Source organism: Pseudomonas sp. MF09156 (assembly GCF_059862305.1).
Genome location: NZ_JCBCUR010000001.1, coordinates 1,048,122 through 1,065,605, shown reverse-complemented (window position 1 = coordinate 1,065,605; position 17,484 = coordinate 1,048,122). Strand labels below are relative to the sequence as shown.

15 protein-coding genes and 1 pseudogene are annotated in these 17,484 nt (G+C 62.2%); 5 read left to right on the top strand and 11 right to left on the bottom strand.

All coding sequences use genetic code 11. From position 1 onward, the window contains the following. Positions 1-2 precede the first annotated feature (2 nt). From AC19YY_RS05130 to ctlX, 5 genes are all read right to left on the bottom strand, one after another. Positions 3-716 (bottom strand): ABC transporter permease, encoded by a 714-nt coding sequence (locus AC19YY_RS05130; protein WP_057439424.1) that lies wholly within the window; start codon positions 714-716, stop codon positions 3-5. Beyond that, a complete protein-coding gene (locus AC19YY_RS05125; RefSeq protein WP_169956147.1) occupies positions 713-1,414 on the bottom strand; it encodes an ABC transporter permease in 702 nt (233 codons plus the stop codon). The genes AC19YY_RS05130 and AC19YY_RS05125 overlap by 4 nt, the downstream gene beginning before the upstream one ends. A 155-nt stretch (positions 1,415-1,569) precedes the next feature. Further along, the gene (locus tag AC19YY_RS05120) at positions 1,570-2,349 is read right to left on the bottom strand and encodes an ABC transporter substrate-binding protein (RefSeq protein ID WP_169956145.1); all 780 of its coding nucleotides are present in this window, start codon (positions 2,347-2,349) and stop codon (positions 1,570-1,572) included. A gap of 257 nt (positions 2,350-2,606) precedes the next feature. After that, a complete protein-coding gene (gene ocd / locus AC19YY_RS05115; protein WP_076962598.1) occupies positions 2,607-3,653 on the bottom strand; it encodes an ornithine cyclodeaminase in 1,047 nt (348 codons plus the stop codon). Positions 3,654-3,664: 11 nt separating this feature from the next. After that, positions 3,665-4,591, bottom strand: coding sequence for a citrulline utilization hydrolase CtlX (gene ctlX / locus AC19YY_RS05110; protein WP_500603912.1), 927 nt, complete (start codon positions 4,589-4,591; stop codon positions 3,665-3,667). 307 nt (positions 4,592-4,898) lie between these two features. Between ctlX and AC19YY_RS05105 the strand changes: the two are divergent. Then, positions 4,899-5,789 (top strand): annotated as a pseudogene (locus AC19YY_RS05105) (GNAT family acetyltransferase). 134 nt (positions 5,790-5,923) lie between these two features. On the opposite strand, the gene AC19YY_RS05100 reads toward AC19YY_RS05105, so the two are convergent. The 5 genes from AC19YY_RS05100 to AC19YY_RS05080 all read right to left on the bottom strand — a co-directional run bounded on the left by AC19YY_RS05100 (position 5,924) and on the right by AC19YY_RS05080 (position 12,119). Next, a complete protein-coding gene (locus AC19YY_RS05100; protein WP_169956137.1) occupies positions 5,924-6,943 on the bottom strand; it encodes a branched-chain amino acid aminotransferase in 1,020 nt (339 codons plus the stop codon). Between the two features lie 230 nt (positions 6,944-7,173). Further along, complete coding sequence (gene lpdA / locus AC19YY_RS05095; RefSeq protein WP_170043155.1) at positions 7,174-8,553, bottom strand: dihydrolipoyl dehydrogenase; 1,380 nt, start codon at positions 8,551-8,553, stop codon at positions 7,174-7,176. 4 nt (positions 8,554-8,557) lie between these two features. Beyond that, the gene (locus AC19YY_RS05090; RefSeq protein ID WP_169956133.1) at positions 8,558-9,823 is read right to left on the bottom strand and encodes a dihydrolipoamide acetyltransferase family protein; all 1,266 of its coding nucleotides are present in this window, start codon (positions 9,821-9,823) and stop codon (positions 8,558-8,560) included. Further along, entirely contained in the window at positions 9,824-10,882 is a 1,059-nt protein-coding gene (locus AC19YY_RS05085; RefSeq protein ID WP_029296529.1) for an alpha-ketoacid dehydrogenase subunit beta, read from the bottom strand. Between the two features lies 1 nt (position 10,883). Continuing rightward, positions 10,884-12,119 (bottom strand): 3-methyl-2-oxobutanoate dehydrogenase (2-methylpropanoyl-transferring) subunit alpha, encoded by a 1,236-nt coding sequence (locus AC19YY_RS05080; protein WP_169956131.1) that lies wholly within the window; start codon positions 12,117-12,119, stop codon positions 10,884-10,886. Between the two features lie 196 nt (positions 12,120-12,315). On the opposite strand from AC19YY_RS05080, the gene bkdR reads away from it, so the two are divergent. Next, on the top strand, positions 12,316-12,804 hold the full coding sequence (bkdR, locus tag AC19YY_RS05075) for a Bkd operon transcriptional regulator BkdR (RefSeq protein ID WP_169956129.1): 489 nt from the start codon (positions 12,316-12,318) through the stop codon (positions 12,802-12,804). An 81-nt stretch (positions 12,805-12,885) separates the two neighbouring features. Here the strand turns inward: bkdR and AC19YY_RS05070 are convergent, their stop codons facing one another. After that, positions 12,886-13,749, bottom strand: coding sequence for an MBL fold metallo-hydrolase (locus tag AC19YY_RS05070; protein ID WP_492634418.1), 864 nt, complete (start codon positions 13,747-13,749; stop codon positions 12,886-12,888). A gap of 169 nt (positions 13,750-13,918) precedes the next feature. Between AC19YY_RS05070 and AC19YY_RS05065 the strand changes: the two genes are divergently transcribed. From AC19YY_RS05065 to AC19YY_RS05055, 3 genes are all read left to right on the top strand, one after another. Continuing rightward, positions 13,919-15,163 (top strand): NAD(P)/FAD-dependent oxidoreductase, encoded by a 1,245-nt coding sequence (locus tag AC19YY_RS05065; protein WP_500603911.1) that lies wholly within the window; start codon positions 13,919-13,921, stop codon positions 15,161-15,163. 9 nt (positions 15,164-15,172) lie between these two features. Next, positions 15,173-15,976, top strand: a complete 804-nt coding sequence (locus AC19YY_RS05060; RefSeq protein WP_170043151.1) for a sulfite exporter TauE/SafE family protein — start codon at positions 15,173-15,175, stop codon at positions 15,974-15,976. A gap of 154 nt (positions 15,977-16,130) precedes the next feature. Next, on the top strand, positions 16,131-17,306 hold the full coding sequence (locus AC19YY_RS05055; protein WP_169956121.1) for a porin: 1,176 nt from the start codon (positions 16,131-16,133) through the stop codon (positions 17,304-17,306). Positions 17,307-17,484: the final 178 nt, after the last annotated feature.

Sequence of the window (17,484 nt, the reverse complement as noted above, 5' to 3'; positions counted from 1 at the left end):
GGTTAGCCTCGGGTCGGGACAAGAAAGCGCATCCAGCGTCGTTCGGCCAGTCGGAACAGGCCCACCAATGCAAAGGACAGCAGCATGTACAGCAGCGCGGCAATGCCGAAGGCCTGGAACGTGAGGAACGTTTCGGCGTTGGCGTCGCGGGCCACCTTGAGGATATCGGCGATGGTTGCGGTAAACGCCAGGGACGTGGCGTGCAGCATCAGGATCATTTCGTTGCTGTAGGCCGGCAACGCGCGGCGCAGCGCGGCGGGAATCACCACGAACAGGTTCATCCGCCAGCCGTGCAAGCCGTAGGCCCGTGCTGCTTCAATCTCGCCGTGGGGAATATTGCGAATGGCCCCGGCGAAGATCTCCACGGTGTAGGCGCAGGTGTTGAGCACAAAGGCCAGCAGGGTGCAGTTCAACGCATTGCGGAAAAACTGGTTGAGCAGGGCGTTGTCCTGCACCACCTCCAGGCTGTACAGGCCGGTGTAGCAAATCAGCAACTGGATATACAGCGGCGTGCCGCGAAACAGGTAGGTGTAGACCTCCACCGGCCAGCGTAGCCAGAAGTGCTCGCTGACGCGGGCAATTGCCAATGGGATTGACAGGAAAAACCCGAGGATCACCGACACAATAAACAGCCACAAGGTCATGGCCACCCCGGAAAACCCCGAGCCATCGGTCCACAGATACGCCAGGCCATATTGCTGGATCAGTTCAATCATCGCGCCACCCCTTTGATGCCAACGTTGTAGCGCCGTTCCAGGCGCTTGAAGATGCGGTTGGAAAGGGTGGTGATCACCAGGTACACCAGGCCCGCGAGGATCAGGAAGTACAACGGGTCGTTGGTGGTCTTGCCGGCGTTCTGCGCGGCCTTGACCAGGTCTGCCAGGCCGATGATCGACACCAGCGCTGTGGACTTGAGCAGCACCAGCCAGTTATTGCCCAGCCCCGGTAACGCAAACCGCATCAACTGCGGGAACATTACCAGCCGAAAGCGCTGCCAGCGGCTCAAGCCGTAGGCGGTTGCCGCCTCCAGTTGGCCCACCGGCACACTGAGCATGGCGCCGCGAAAATTCTCGGTGAAATACGCACCGTAGATAAAGCCCAGGGTGATCACGCCTGCGGTGAATGGATCGATTTCGAAGTAATTCCAGCCGAGCATCTCGGTCAGGTCGTTGAGCCACAGTTGCAGGCTGTAGAAGATCAGCAGGATCAGCACCAGGTCCGGCACGCTGCGGATCAAGGTGGTGTAGAGCGTGGCCGGGATGCGCAACAGCTTGTGGCTGGACAGCTTGGCACCTGCGGCGATCAAGCCCAGGGTCAGGCTCAGGACCAGCGCGAGGAACGCCAGCTTGATGGTCATCCAGGCACCCTGGGCCAACAGCGGGCCGAAGCCTTGCAGGTTGAGGAGTTCATTCATGAAGGGAGATCTCGATGGGCACGGTTTCCCTTTGTAGGAGCAAGGTTGCTCGCGAAAATCGTCAACGATGACCGGGTAAAACGGGTACCCGGTGGCGATCTTGAGTTTTTCGCGAGCAAGCTCGCTCCTACAGGGGGAGAGGCTATCTGCTGACGTTATTCGTGATAGATATCTTCGTCACCGAAGTATTTCTTCTGGATCAGCGAGTAAGTGCCATCAGCCTGGATGGCCGCGATGCCCTTGTTGATCAGTGCCAGCAACTCCTGGTCGTTCTTGCGCAGGCCCATGGCGATGTCCAGCGGCAAGGTCGGGTCCTTGAAGGCCGGGCCGGACTGGTAGTCGGCGCCTTCAGGCTTGGACAAGAAGTTGAGCTGGGCTTCGAGCTTGTCGGTCAGCGTCGCGTCGAGGCGGCCGTTTTGCAGGTCGGCGTAGTTCTGGTCCTGGGACTGATACGCCTTGACCTGGGCACCGAGCTTGGCCAGGTGAGCACGGGCGTAGGCTTCTTGCAGCGAGCCCTGGAGCACACCCACCTGTTTGCCCTTGAGGGATTCTGGGGTGTCGCCGAAGCCTGCACCCTTGCGGGTGATCACTGAGGTGGGGCTGAGGAACAGACGGTCACTGAAGTCGATCTGTTTTTGCCGGGCCGGGGTCACGGCCATCGAGGACATAATGGCGTCGAACTTGCGCGCACGCAGTGCCGGGATCATGCCGTCGAATTCGTTGTGGACCCAGGTGCATTTGACTTCAAGCTTGGCGCAGATGGCGTTGCCCAACTCAATGTCGAAACCTTGCAGGCTGCCGTCGGCGGCCACGGATTCAAAGGGTGGGTACTCGGGGAACACGCCGAAACGGATTTCTTTCCATTCCTGGGCCTGGACGGCGGTGGCGCACAAAGGCAGGAGCAGCGCGGCGACGAGTGATCGGAGCGGAGTCATGGTGTTTTCCCTATATTTTGTAATTGATGTCAGGGCAGTAGAAAGGGTGCGGCATGCATTCATTTGCTGACTCTTTGGTCGCGCTCAGAATGCTTCATGATGGTGCGTTTTTTGTGTCGTTTACCTAGGCGTTGGCACGCGGAATACGCTGTTAAAACACCGGTTGCAGCAGAATCGGCTGCAACACCCTGTATATCGGCTTTTCAAATCAGGATTTACGGCCCGCCGCTCGCGCAAAGCGGCAGGCCAGAGCGGTTTCAGGCGCGCTTTTTGTGCTGTGCGACCGGTTGCTGGGCCAGGCGTGCGAACAGGTCCTTGGGGTCGGCCAGGTCCGGCACCAGTTCCAGCTCGCTGCCCACGTCCAGGGCCTTGGCCACATCCAGCACATAACGCAGGGCCGAGTAGTCTTCGAGGGCAAAACCCACCGAGTCGAACAGGGTGACCTGGCGCGCGTTTTCCCGGCCCGGCTTCTGGCCGTTGATCACTTGCCACAGCTCGGTGACCGGCGAGTCCTCGGGCATATGCTGGATTTCGCCTTCGATACGGCTTTGCGGTTCGTACTCGACGATCACCCGCGCGCGCTCGACAATGCGCCGGTCCAGCTCGGTCTTGCCGGGGCAGTCGCCGCCGACGGCATTAAGGTGCATGCCGGGCTCGATCATGTCGTCGGTAAGGATGGTGGCGTAGGCCTTGTCGGCAGTGACGGTGGTGACGATATCGGCGCCTTTCACTGCCTCGGCAACGCTTGCGGCCAGGGTCACTTTGATCGCCGGGAAAGCCTTGAGGTTGTTCGCCAGCTTGTGCATGGCCTTGGAATCGATATCGAACAGGCGGATCTCATTGATGCCCAGCAAGGCATGGAACGCCAGGGCCTGGAATTCACTTTGCGAGCCATTGCCGATCAACGCCATGCTGCGGCTGTTGTCCCGTGCCAGGTAGCGCGCGACCAGGGCCGAAGTGGCGGCAGTGCGGATCGCCGTGGTCAGGGTCATCTCGCTGAGCAGCACCGGCTTGCCGGTGTCCACATCTCCCAGGGCGCCGAACGCCATGACCGTGAGCATGCCGCTCTGGGTATTTTTCGGGTGGCCGTTGACGTATTTGAAGGCATACAGCGAAGCATCCGAGACCGGCATCAGCTCGATCACACCCTCGGGCGAGTGGTTGGCCAGGCGCGCGCATTTTTCGAAGTCATTCCAGCGCAGGTAGTCGGCGCGGATGTACTCGGCCATCTCCGTGATGCAGGTTTGCAGGCCTTTTTGCGATACCAGGTAGCTGAGGTCGTTGACGTCGATATAACGGGTCATGGAAAAACTCCTTATTGGAATGAGGCGCGGGCCGGAAGATGCACTTCGGCCAACATGCAGCGGGCACTGCCGCCGCCGATGCGTTCGATGTTGTCGATATTCACCACGACTGGGTGGGTGTGGCGCTCCACATGCTGGCGCTGCGCCGGCTTGAGCGAGTGCCAGGCGCTGGCGGACATCACCAGCAGCGGCTGGCCGTCGCGGTCGTGGAGTTCCAGCATGTTGCCGGCGAAGGCTTCCAACTGGTCGAAGTCCAGGGCCAGGATGTCTTTGCCGGTGTCGCGCAGGGAGCGTTCCAGGCCTTGGCGTTCGTGGGCTTCGGGCAGTGCGTCCAGGCACGCCACCGACAGGTCGCGGCCGACGCTCATCATCACGTTGCTGTGGTAGATCGGTGCGTGATGGCGGTCGACGGCGTGGAAGGCGCAGACCTGATAGTCCAGGCGCTCGGCGAACTGGCGCAGCGCATCGCGATGGGTGCGCCCGGAGTGACAGGCGTAGCTGATGCGGTGCTGGCGGTCGAGGACCATGCTGCCGGTGCCTTCGAGGAACATGTTCTGTTGTTCCAGGTGGCTGAAATCAATGGTGTGCTTGATCGTGAAGCGCTGCTCCAGCACTTGCAGCACACCTTTGTTGCGTTCCAGGCGACGGTTCTGGCCTTCCATCGGGTACAGCACCAGGCTGCCGTCGGCGTGGCTGCTCCACCAGTTGTTGGGGAAGATCGAATCCGGGGTATGGGGTGCGGGCGTGTCCTGCACCACCAACACTTCCACGCCATGCTCGCGCAGGGTGGCGACGTAACCGTCGAACTCTTGCAGCGCTTTGTGCTGTGCGGCCACCGGGTCGACGGGCGCGCGCTGGAAGCGGTTGTTAATCGCGGTGTCCGGGTTAAAGGCAAAGTGCGCCGGGCGGATCATCAGGACGGTATTGGTGGTTTGCATGGGGGCACGGGTCCATGGGGTTGGGCATTGCGGCTATTTTGTGCGCTCTGGCCGCAGAATCCCGGCTGAAACAGGGGAGCGGCCCAGCCGGGAAAGCTGAAAAGAGGGGTGTGGCAGCCGAATCGGCTGTCAGGGGTGCTCAAACCTGTAGGAGCCGGCTTGTGTGGGAGCTGGCTTGCCTGCGATAGCATCACCGCGGTGTGGCGGACACACCGAGGTGCCTGCATCGCGGGCAAGCCCGGCTCCCACACAAGCCCACACATGGGTATTGTGGTGGCTGTCATTACGTCGCCCGTCAGGAGGAGTCATGTCTACCGCCGTCCGCCTCGCCCAACCCACCGATGCCGAAGGCATCAGCCAAGTCATCCTGGCGGCCCTGCACAGCAGCAACGCCGGCGACTACCCGGCGGACGTGATTGCGCGGGTGGCGAGCAACTTCACGCCAGAGGCGGTGCTGCAATTGCTCACGCGGCGTACCGTGCTGGTTGCACTCCAGGATCAGGCAATCGTCGCTACCGCCGCCTTGGACGCCAATGTGGTGCGTTCGGTGTTCGTCAACCCGGCGCTGCAAGGGCAGGGCATCGGCCGCCAACTGATGGTCGATATCGAACAGCGGGCCCGTGAGGCTGGGGTCACGGTATTGAGCGTACCGTCGTCCCTCACCGCCGAGCCGTTTTATACCAAGCTGGGTTTCCAGACCGTGCGCGATGTGTACCACGGCAACGAGCGCACCCTGGTGATGGAGAAGGTATTGTCGTCCCGCCACCCCATCGGGATTTACCGCGACCGCCTGCATCGTGCCCAGGTAGCGGCGCTCTAGCAGTTGGCGTTTGGCTACGACACCCCGCATAACCGGCCGGAACTGGCGATTGATAGAAAGCTTGCGGTGGAGGACGGGCTGTTTTTTGTCGCCACCCACGGCAAGACCGTGATCGGCACCTTGATGGCAGGCTACGACGGGCATCGTGGTTGGTTGTATTCGGTGGCCGTGCATCCGGACTATCGCCGGCAAGGTCTGGGCGCGTCGCTGGTGCGCCATGGGGAACAGGCGTTGATCGCCCTGGGCTGCCTGAAGATCAACCTGCAGATCAATCTGGGCAACGAGACAGTGGTGGGGTTCTACGAGGCGCTGGGGTATGGCGTGGAGCCGAGGATCAGCATGGGCAAGAAGATTGCGCAGAACCTGCCCAAGTCCTGAAACCACCGCAAAACAAATGTGGGAGCTGGCTTGCCTGCGATAGCGATATGTCAGTCACCAATGCGTTGACTGACAGTCCGCTATCGCAGGCAAGCCAGCTCCCACACAAGCCAGCGCCTACAATCAGGGTCGGCTTAGACCTTGACGATCCAGCCGGCCGGCGCTTCAACGTCGCCGGACTGCACGCCAGTCAGCTCTTTGTAGAGCTTCTGGGTCACCGGGCCGACGTCTTTTTCGCTGTAGAACACGTGCAGCTTGTCTTTGTACTCGATCCCGCCGATCGGCGTGATCACCGCTGCGGTACCGCAGGCGCCGGCTTCCTTGAAGTCTGCCAGTTTGTCGATCAGCACGTCGCCTTCGACCACTTCCAGGCCCAGGCGGGTCTTGGCCAGTTCGATCAGCGACAGGCGGGTGATGCCCGGCAGCACCGATGGCGAGTTCGGGGTGACGAACTTGTTGTCGTGGGTGATCCCGAAGAAGTTGGCCGAACCGACTTCTTCGATTTTCGAGTGGGTGGCCGGGTCCAGGTAGATGCAGTCGGCAAAGTTGGCTTTTTTCGCCAGGGAGCCGGGCATCAGGCTGGCCGCGTAGTTGCCACCGACCTTGGCGGCACCGGTGCCGTTCGGCGCGGCGCGGTCATAGCCGGAGATCAGGAAGTTGTGCGGGGTCAGGCCGCCCTTGAAGTAGGCGCCGACCGGGATGCAGAAGATCGAGAAGATGAACTCGGGCGCGGTGCGCACGCCGATGTTGTCACCGGTGCCGATCACGAACGGGCGCAGGTACAGCGCGCCGCCGGTGCCGTACGGCGGGATGAAACGCTCGTTGGCGCGGACCACTTCCTTGCACGCCTCGATGAAGGCTTCGGTCGGCACTTGCGGCATCAGCAGGCGGGCGCAGCTGCGTTGCATGCGGGCGGCGTTCTGGTCCGGGCGGAACAGGTTGATCGAACCGTCCTTGCAGCGATAGGCCTTCAGGCCTTCAAAACACTGCTGGCCATAGTGCAGGGCGGTGGAGCCCTCGCTGATGTGCAGCACGTTGTCTTCGGTCAGGGTGCCTTCTTGCCAGGCGCCGTCTTTCCAGGTCTGGAGGAAACGCTTGTCGGTCTTGATGTAGTCAAAACCCAATTTGTCCCAATTGATGCTTTCGTTACCCATGACACCCTCTATCTTTTTTCAACCGCCTGGTCGAAGGCAGGCTTTCGGTTTATTTCTGGATGGGCGCAACAATACTTCATTCTTGGCCTGTGTGGGAGCGGGTGGGGGGACCATTGAGCATCTGTTTTGGCTGATCCACCGCTATCGCCGGCAAGCCGGCTCCTACATTTGGTCGGCGTAACGCGCTCGATTGTAGGAGCCGGCTTGCCGGCGATAGCATCACCACGGTTTTACAGGTGCAACGCATGCCCCAACGCCCGCAGCGCCGCTTCCTGCACCGCTTCACCCAGGGTCGGGTGGGCATGAATGGTGCCCGCCACATCCTCCAGGCGTGCACCCATTTCCAGGCTCAGGCCAAAGGCCGTGGACAGCTCGGACACGCCGACCCCCACCGCCTGCCAGCCGACAATCAGGTGATTGTCGCGACGTGCCACCACCCGCACGAAGCCGGTCTTGGACTCCAGGGTCATGGCCCGGCCATTGGCCGCAAACGGGAAGCTCGAGACGATACAGTCCAGGCCTGCGGCCTTGGCTTCGTCCGGGGTCTTGCCGACCACCACCAGTTCCGGGTCGGTAAAGCACACCGCCGGGATCGCCGCCGGGTTGAATTCGCGGGATTTACCGCTGATCAGCTCGGCCACCATCTCGCCCTGGGCCATGGCCCGGTGTGCCAGCATCGGCTCGCCGCTCAGGTCGCCGATGGCCCACACATTGCGCATGCTGGTCTGGCAGCGGCTGTCGATCTTGATCGCCGCGCCATTCATCGCCAGGTTCAAGGCTTCCAGGTTCCAGCCCTGGGTGTTGGGTTTGCGACCAACGGCGACCAGTACCTGATCGGTCTCCAGGGCCAGGGTGCCGCCCTCCGGATCGCGTACTTGCAGGCTGCCGCCTTCAAAGCCAGTCACGCTGTGCTTGAGGTACAACTTGACCCCCAATTGCTTGAGGGATTCGGCCACAGGTTGCGTCAGCTCGGCGTCGTAGGCTGGCAGGATGCGGTCCTGGGCTTCGACCACGCTGACCTCGGCACCGAGCTTGCGATAGGCAATCCCCAGTTCCAGGCCGATGTAACCGCCACCGACCACGATCAAGCGTTTTGGCACACGGCTCGGCGCCAAGGCTTCGGTGGACGAGATGATCGGCCCGCCAATCGGCAGCATCGGCAGGTTGACGCTTTTCGAGCCAGTGGCCAGCAGCAGGTGCTCGCACTGGATACGTTGGTCACCCACGTCCACGGTCTTGCCGTCGACGATCTTGGCCCAGCCGTGGATCACCTGCACTTTGTGCTTTTTCAGCAGTGCGGCAACCCCGGTGGTCAGGCGGTCGACGATCCCGTCTTTCCACTCGACGCTCTTGCGGATGTCCAGGGTTGGCACATCCACGTCGATACCCAGGGCCGAACCCTGGCTCAGGTGCACGGTTTGCTGGAACTGTTCGGCGACGTGGATCAGCGCCTTGGACGGAATGCAGCCGATATTCAGGCAGGTGCCGCCCAACGCCTGGCCTTCTACCAGGATGGTCGGGATGCCCAGTTGGCCGGCGCGAATCGCCGCCACATAACCGCCGGGGCCGCCGCCGATAATCAGCAGGGTGGTCTGTAATGTCTGAGTCATGCCCTTACTCCAGGAACAGGCTGGCGGGTTGTTCGAGCAGGCCACGGATGGCCTGGATGAATTGCGCCGCGTCCATGCCATCGACCACCCGGTGATCGAAGGAGCTGGAGAGGTTCATCATCTTGCGGATCACGATCTGCCCCTTGATCACCATTGGCCGCTCGACGATGCGGTTGACACCCACAATCGCCACTTCCGGCAGGTTCAGCACCGGAGTGCTGACAATCCCGCCCAACGCGCCGAGGCTGGTCAGGGTGATGGTCGAGCCCGAGAGCTCGTCACGGCTGGCCTTGCCATTGCGCGCGGCAGTGGCCAGGCGAGTGATTTCTTCGGCGGTGCCCCACAGGCTGCGGGCCTCGGCGTGACGCACCACCGGCACCATCAGGCCGACATCGCTCTGGGTGGCAACGCCCACATGCACCGCGCCAAGGCGGGTGATGACTTGGGCTTCGTCGTCATAACGCGCGTTGATCTGTGGGAAATCGCGCAAGGCCACGACCATCGCGCGCACCAGGAACGGCAACAACGTCAGCTTGCCGCGGCTGGCGCCGTGTTTTTCATTGAGGTGTACGCGCAAGTCGTCCAGGGCCGTCACGTCGATCTCTTCGACGTAGCTGAAATGCGCAGCGCGGCGCGTGGCATCCTGCATGCGCTGGGCGATCTTGCGGCGCATGCCGATCACCGGGATCTGCTCTTCGTCATTGCGCTCGGCATACGGGTTGGCGCCGACCGAGGCGCGGGTGTTGCCCTGTTGCAGATAGGCATCGAGGTCTTCATGCAGAATGCGCCCGGCCGGGCCCGAGCCCTGCACCAGACGCAGCTGGATCCCGGCGTCCAGCGCGTGCTTGCGCACGGCGGGGGAGGCCAGCGGGCGCTCATTGGCGTCCCGGGCCACCGGAGCCTGGGCCGCTACCACCGGCTTGGCGGCCGGTTTGCTTTCAGCCACCGGCGCCTTGATTTCGGCTTTCGGGGCCGGCGCGGCTTCTTCAACCACGGCCGACAACGCCGACTCCCGGGTATTGCCCGCGCCTTCGACTTCAATGCTGATCAGGATACTGCCCACCGCCATGACTTCACCCGGCTCACCGCCCAGTGAGATCACCTTGCCGTGGACCGGCGAGGGAATATCCACCATCGCCTTGTCGGTCATCACATCCGCCAGCACCTGGTCTTCCACGACCATGTCGCCGACCTTGACGTGCCAGACCGACAATTCCACTTCTGCGATGCCTTCGCCAATGTCCGGCATCTTGATAACGTGCGTGCCCATTCAGACCTCCATGACCCGTTGCAAAGCCGCGCCCACACGGGTCGGGCCAGGGAAATACGCCCACTCTTGTGCGTGGGGGTAGGGGGTGTCCCAACCGGTCACACGCTCGATAGGCGCTTCCAGGTAATGGAAGCAGTGCTCTTGCACCAAAGACACCAACTCGGCACCAAAACCGCAGGTACGGGTGGCTTCATGCACCACCACGCAACGGCCGGTTTTTTTCACCGACTTGACGATGGTTTCCAGGTCCAGCGGCCACAGGCTGCGCAGGTCGATGACTTCGGCATCGATCCCGGTTTCTTCGGCGGCCACTTGTGACACATAAACAGTGGTGCCGTAGGTCAGCACCGTGACGGCCGAGCCTGGGCGCACGATGGCGGCTACATCCAGCGGTACGGTGTAGTAACCGTCCGGCACCTGGGCTTGCGGGTGCTTGGACCACGGGGTCACCGGGCGGTCGTGGTGGCCGTCGAACGGGCCGTTATACAGGCGCTTGGGCTCGAGGAAGATCACCGGGTCATCGTTTTCGATGGAGGCGATCAGCAGGCCCTTGGCGTCATAGGGGTTGGACGGCATCACCGTGCGCAGGCCGCAGACCTGGGTGAACACCGCTTCGATACTCTGGCTGTGAGTCTGCCCACCGTAGATGCCGCCGCCGCAAGGCATGCGCATGGTCAACGGCGCGGTGAACTGGCCAGCCGAGCGGTAACGCAGGCGCGCCGCTTCCGAGATGATCTGGTCGGTGGCCGGGTACACGTAGTCGGCGAACTGAATCTCGGCCACCGGGCGCAGGCCATAGGCGCCCATGCCCACGGCCACGCCGACGATGCCGCTTTCGGAGATCGGTGCGTCAAACACCCGCGAGGTGCCGTACTTGGTCTGCAAGCCTTCGGTGCAACGGAACACGCCGCCGAAGTAACCGACGTCCTGGCCGAACACCACCACATTGTCGTCGCGCTCAAGCATCACATCCATGGCCGAGCGCAGGGCCTGGATCATGGTCATGGTGGTCGTGGTCATGGCGGTTTCCAGCTCGATTTTATTGTTGTGATCGTTCATGTCAGATCCCCAACTCTTGACGCTGGCGCTTCAAGTGCTCCGGCATCTCTTTATAAACGTCTTCGAACATGCTCGCGGCGCTTGGAATCTGGCCACCGGCCAGGGTGCCGTACTGTTCGGCTTCTTTTTGCGCGCTGAGCACTTCGGCTTCAAGCTGTGCACTGACCGTGGCGTGTTCCTCTTCGGACCACTGGCCAATCTTGATCAGGTGCTGCTTGAGGCGGGCAATCGGGTCGCCCAGGGGGAAGTGGCTCCAGTCATCGGCAGGCCGGTATTTGGACGGGTCATCGGAGGTGGAGTGCGGGCCGGCGCGGTAGGTGACCCATTCGATCAGGGTCGGGCCGAGGTTGCGGCGGGCGCGTTCGGCAGCCCAGGCAGAGGCGGCGTACACCGCGATGAAGTCGTTGCCGTCGACCCGCAGGGAGGCGATGCCGCAGCCCACGCCGCGTCCGGCGAAGGTGGTGGCTTCACCACCGGCGATGGCCTGGAAGGTGGAGATCGCCCACTGGTTGTTGACCACGTTGAGGATCACCGGCGCGCGGTATACGTGGGCGAAGGTCAGGGCGGTGTGGAAGTCTGATTCAGCGGTGGCGCCATCGCCAATCCACGCCGAGGCGATCTTGGTATCGCCCTTGATCGCCGAGGCCATGCCCCAACCCACGCCCTGTACGAATTGGGTGGCGAGGTTGCCGGAAATGGTGAAGAAGCCATAGTCCTTGACCGAATACATGATCGGCAACTGGCGGCCCTTGAGCGGGTCGCGCTCGTTGGACAGCAGTTGGCAGATCAGGTCGACCAGCGGCACTTCGCGGGCCATCAGGATGCTTTGCTGGCGGTAGGTGGGGAAGCACATGTCGTCGATGTTCAAGGCCAGGGCCTGGGCGCTGCCGATGGCTTCTTCGCCAAGGCTTTGCATGTAGAACGACATCTTTTTCTGACGCTGGGCGACCACCATGCGGTTGTCGAAGATCCGCGTCTTGAGCATGGCACGCATGCCACGGCGCAAAATCTCTACCGGCACACCTTCAGCCCATGGGCCCAGGGCCTGGCCCTGGTCGTCGAGCACGCGGATCAGGCCCTTGGCCAGGTCGGCGGTGTCGGCGGGTTCTACGTCTACGGCGGGTTTGCGCACCGTACCGGCGTCGGTCAGGCGCAGGTAGGTAAAGTCGGTCTTGCAACCAGGACGGCCCGAGGGTTCGGGAACGTGCAGGCGCAGCGGTTCGTAATGCTGGGTCATGGCTTTCTACGCTCGATCTTGTGAATTTCTTGTAGTGGGCGCGCTTAGCTGACAGTCATTCCCCGGGTAGGAGAAATCTTGTCCTACAACAATCATAGGCCGGGCCGCGGAGAATATTTATCTCTGTTTGGTTGCGCCTGAGATCATTTGAGGATAAAAAATCTGCATAAACATAATAAACAGGTGGTTTTGTCTCATGCGCAAGCTGGACCGTATCGATATCGGGATTCTCAACAGCCTCCAGGAGAACGCCCGCATCACCAACGCCGACCTCGCACGCTCGGTCAACCTGTCGCCCACGCCGTGTTTCAACCGGGTCAAGGCGATGGAGGAATTGGGCTTGATCCGTGACCAGGTCACGCTGCTGGATGCCGATTTGCTGGGGCTGCACGTCAACGTGTTTATCCACGTCAGCCTCGAGAAACAGAACGAGGAAGCCCTGCAGCAGTTCGAGGGCGCGATTTCCGACCGGCCGGAGGTGATGGAGTGCTACCTGATGGCCGGCGACCCGGACTACCTGATCCGGGTGCTGGTGCCGACCATCCAGTCGCTGGAGCGCTTTATGATGGATTTCCTGACCAAGGTGCCGGGGGTGGCGAACATCCGCTCCAGCTTTGCGCTCAAGCAAGTGCGCTACAAGACCGCGCTGCCTCTGCCGGCCAATGGCATCAACCTGGGCTCCTGACGCAAACCGTTGTAGGAGCCGGCTTGCCGGCGATGACGGTGGATCAGGCAGGCCACCATCGCCGGCAAGCCAGCTCCTGCATCAAAGCTGGTTGAGGGGGATCTTCAGGTAGGTCACGCCATTGTCTTCCGCCGGCGGCATATTGCCCGCCCGCACATTCACCTGGATCGCCGGCAGCAACAGGGTCGGCATTCCAAGCCCGGCGTCGCGCTGGGTGCGCATCTGCACAAACGCCGCCTCGTCCACCCCGTCATGCACATGAATATTGCCCGCGCGCTGTTCGGCCACGGTGGTCAGGCATTTGGCCGCGCGGCCTTCAGGCGGATAGTCGTGGCACACATACAGGCGCGTCTCGCCGGGAAAGGCCAGCAACGTGCGCATCGAGGCATATAACTGGCGTGCATCGCCGCCGGGGAAGTCGCAGCGGGCGGTGCCGACGTCAGGCATGAACAGGGTGTCGCCCACCAGGATCATCTGGTCGTCGATCAGGTAGGCCATGTCCGCCGGAGTGTGCCCAGGCACGTGCAGGGCCTGGGCCTTGAGGTTGCCGATGTGGAAGATCTCGTCGGGAGCAAACAGATGGTCGAACTGCGACCCGTCGGCCCGGAACTCCGGCTCCAGGTTGAACAGGTTCTTGAACACATCCTGGACTTTGCTGATGGACTGGCCAATTGCAATCTTGCCGCCCAATTGCCGGCGCAGGTAGGGCGCGGCGGACAGGTGATCGGCGTGGGCGTGGGTTTCCAGCAGCCATTGCACCTTTAGGCCTCGTTCACGGACGAAGGCAATCACTTTGTCGGCCTGGGTCGTGTCGGTACGCCCCGAGGCCGGGTCGTAGTTGAGCACTGAATCGACGATGGCACAGGGGCTGCCGGGCGTTTCATAGACGACGTAGGTGTAGGTTGACGATGCCTCGTCCAGAAAGGATTGAATCAACGCGGGCATGACGGTGTCCTGGGTAGCTGATAGCAGCTTACATTCGAGGTGATTTCCACATAGGCTTGCGAGCTTAGTGAAACAAACGACCCGAAGCAAAGGATCGATTCTGAACGGGGCGTGACGCCAAACGGCAACGACCCTTGTGTGCATTGTTGAAATAAGAAAGGCCAGGACTATGAACGACCAACACTGGGGACCGACCATCAGTGGCGACATCGTGGTCATCGGCGGCGGCTCGGCAGGCATCGGCCTGCTGGCCAGCCTGCTCAAGCGCGACCCGCAACTCAATATCATCCTGATCGAACCCAGCGCCGAACATTACTACCAGCCCGCCTGGACCCTGGTGGGCGGCGGCGCCCATGACATCCGCAAGACCATGCGCCCCATGGCCCGGGTATTGCCCGATGGCGTGACCTGGGTGCAGGCGGCGGTCAGCCAGTTGCTGCCCGACGAACAGGCCCTGGTGCTCGACAGCGGCCAGCGCGTGACGTGGAACAACCTCGTCGTCTGCCCCGGCCTGCGCCTGGCCTGGGAGAAAATCGAAGGCCTGGAGCAGACCCTGGGCCACAACGGCGTTACCTCCAACTACAGCTACCAGCACGCGCCCTACACCTGGCAACTGGTGCAACAACTCAAGGGCGGCAAGGCGATCTTTACCCAGCCGGCCATGCCGATCAAATGCGCCGGCGCGCCGCAAAAGGCCATGTACCTGTCTTGCGATCATTGGCTCAAGCAGGGTGACCTGAACAACATCGACGTCGAATTCAACCTGGCCGGTGCCGCGCTGTTTGGTGTGGCGACCTTTGTGCCGCCGTTGATGAACTATGTCGAGAAATACGGCGCGCAGTTGGCCTTCAACTCCAACCTGATCAAGGTTGATGGCCCGGCGCGCAAGGCCTGGTTCGAGGTCAAGGACGCCGCAGGCAACATCAGCATCGAGGAGAAATCCTTCGACATGCTGCACGTCGTGCCGCCACAAGTGGCCCCGGATTTTATCCGCCACAGCCCACTGGCCGACGCCGCTGGCTGGTGCGAGGTCGACCCCCACAGCCTGCAACAGGTGCGTTACCCGCATATCTTCGCCCTGGGCGACGTGTGCTCCACCAGCAATGCCAAGACGGCTGCCGCGGTGCGCAAGCAAATCGTGGTGGTGGCCGAGAACCTGCTGGCCCTGCGCAAACAGGCGCCGTTGCCGCTCAAGTACGACGGTTATGGCTCCTGCCCACTGACGGTGGAGAAGGGCAAGGTGGTGCTGGCCGAGTTCGGTTATGGCGGCCGATTACTGCCGACCTTTGCCCTCGACCCGACGGTGGCGCGGCGTTCGGCGTGGTTCTTGAAGGCGACGCTGCTGCCGTGGTTCTACTGGAACGGCATGCTCAAGGGCCGCGAATGGCTGACCCGTCTGGCCAAGGTGGAGTGAGAGAACCCTATGCTGCTGGCAAGTTTTTTGGGTGTGTTGATGGGCCTGGTCATGGGGTTGACCGGGGCCGGGGGCGGGATTCTCGGTGTGCCGGCGTTGGTCCTGGGGCTGGGCTTGACCATGACCGAAGCGGCGCCGGTGTCGTTGTTTGCGGTCGGCGCGGCAGCGGCAGTTGGAGCGCTTGATGGCTTGCGCCATGGCCTGGTGCGTTACCGCGCGGCGCTGTTGATCGCGTTGCTCGGCGCGCTGTTTTCGCCGTTGGGGGTGTTTTTTGCCCATCAGTTGCCGGACAAGATCCTGATGGGCCTGTTCAGCGCGCTGATGGTGCTGGTGGCATGGCGCATGCTGCGGCGCGAGAAAGTCGAGGCCGGCCCCAGCGACCATGGCGCCGCGTCCTGGGGGCAAAAAAACTGCATGCTCGATCAGCAGACCGGGCGTTTTTCCTGGACCGCCAAATGCACCGCGACCCTGGCCGCCCTGGGCGCTGTAACCGGCGCAGTATCGGGCCTGCTGGGCGTAGGCGGCGGTTTTCTGATCGTGCCGGCGTTCAAGCAACTGACCGACGTGCAGATGCGCGGGATTGTCGCCACCTCGCTGATGGTGATCAGCCTGATCTCGCTGATTGGCGTGGTCGGTGCGTTCCATGCCGGGGTGGTGATCGACACCCTCGGCTGGGTATTTATTGGCGCCAGCATCGTCGGCATGCTTGCTGGCCGGCGCCTGGGCTCGCGGGTCCCGGCGCGGGCCCTGCAAATCGGTTTTGCCAGCCTGTGTGTCGTGGTGGCAGGCGGGATGTTGTTCAACGCCCTTTGACCCCAACCCCGCGCCTACTGGTGTAAGCCTTAAGTGGCGGGCCCTCGGCGCCCTCCAAAGCACCGCGCATCCCCCTCCAAGGCAGCGTTTAACCGCGCTGCCCGGCTTTCGATAATCGCCTCCGACACCCAGACCCCCGTCGCCGGAGCGCGCCATGCATAACAATAAGAACTTCCCCCGTCGTTTGTTGCCAGCCTTTATCGCCAGCCTCGGCTTGAGCTCGCTGGCCCAGGCCGAGATCGTGCTGTACGACAAGGACGAGACCACCTTCTCCACCGATGGCTATATCAACGCCTTCTACGTCAACAGCGACGTGGACCGTGCCGGCGAGCAGTACGACCGGCGCCAGTCGCGGGTGAAGATGGGGTTTTTGCCCAACTACCTGGGCTTCAACATGGGCAAGCAGGTCGATGACCTCAAGCTCGGCGCCCGTGCTTCGTTCTGGGTGACCATCAACGACAGTGAAACCAACGGCACTGACACCGCCATCGACGTGCGCCAGTTCTACGGCACCGTGGCCAACCCCGAGTGGGGCGAAGTGCTGATCGGCAAGGACTTCGGTCTGTTCGCCCGCTCCAACATCCTGCTCGACGAACTGCTCGCAGGTTACGGCCAGGTCAGCGACAGCCTGGGCCTGGTGGACGGCGGCGGGGTGTCGTTCGGCAACATCGGTAGCGGCTACCCGTACCCGTTCCCCACCTCGCAGATCACCTACCGCACCCCGGTAATGGAAGGCCTGCGGGTGGCCGTGGGCATCATGGACCCGGTCGACACCAACGACAGCAGCGCGCTGGGCAAGGCCTACCAGAAGAACCCGCGCACCGAGAGCGAGATCACCTACCAGTTCGACGTGGGCGGGGCGAAGATCTACAGCTGGCTCAACGGCAGCTACCAGACCTCGGACAACACCGACTCCAGCGTCGAGTCGGTGACCTCCAAGGGCCTGGGCTATGGCGTGCAGGCGAAGATGGGCGGCTTGTCGCTTACCGGTTCCGGCTTCCAGGCCAAGGGCATCAACCCCTTCTTTACCAACAACGCCGGGGAAGCCACCTTGCGCAATGTCGACAGCAACGGCTACCTGTTGCAGGGCTCCTACAAACTGGGCAAGAACCGCCTGGCGCTGTCCTACGGCAAGACCAAGGACGATGGCAACGGCGTGGTCGGCAGCGGTGCCGACTACCAAACCCGTGGCATTGCCCTGTTCCATGACATCAACGACAACCTGAAGCTGGTGGCCGAGTACAACCAGTTCGAAATCACCGGCCACGACACCAGTGCGCAGAATGAAGATACCGATACCTTTGCGGTGGGGGCGGTGCTGACCTGGTAATGACCTGGAATACGGTCAAACGTGTGGGAGCTGGCTTATGTGGGAGCTGGCTTGCCTGCGATGCTTGCGACTCGGTGGATCAGTTACACCGCGGTGATGCAATCGCAGGCAAGCCAGCTCCCACACAAAGCCTGTTCCCACAGAGATTCATCTGTTGCTCGGTGGCTCTCATCCCATC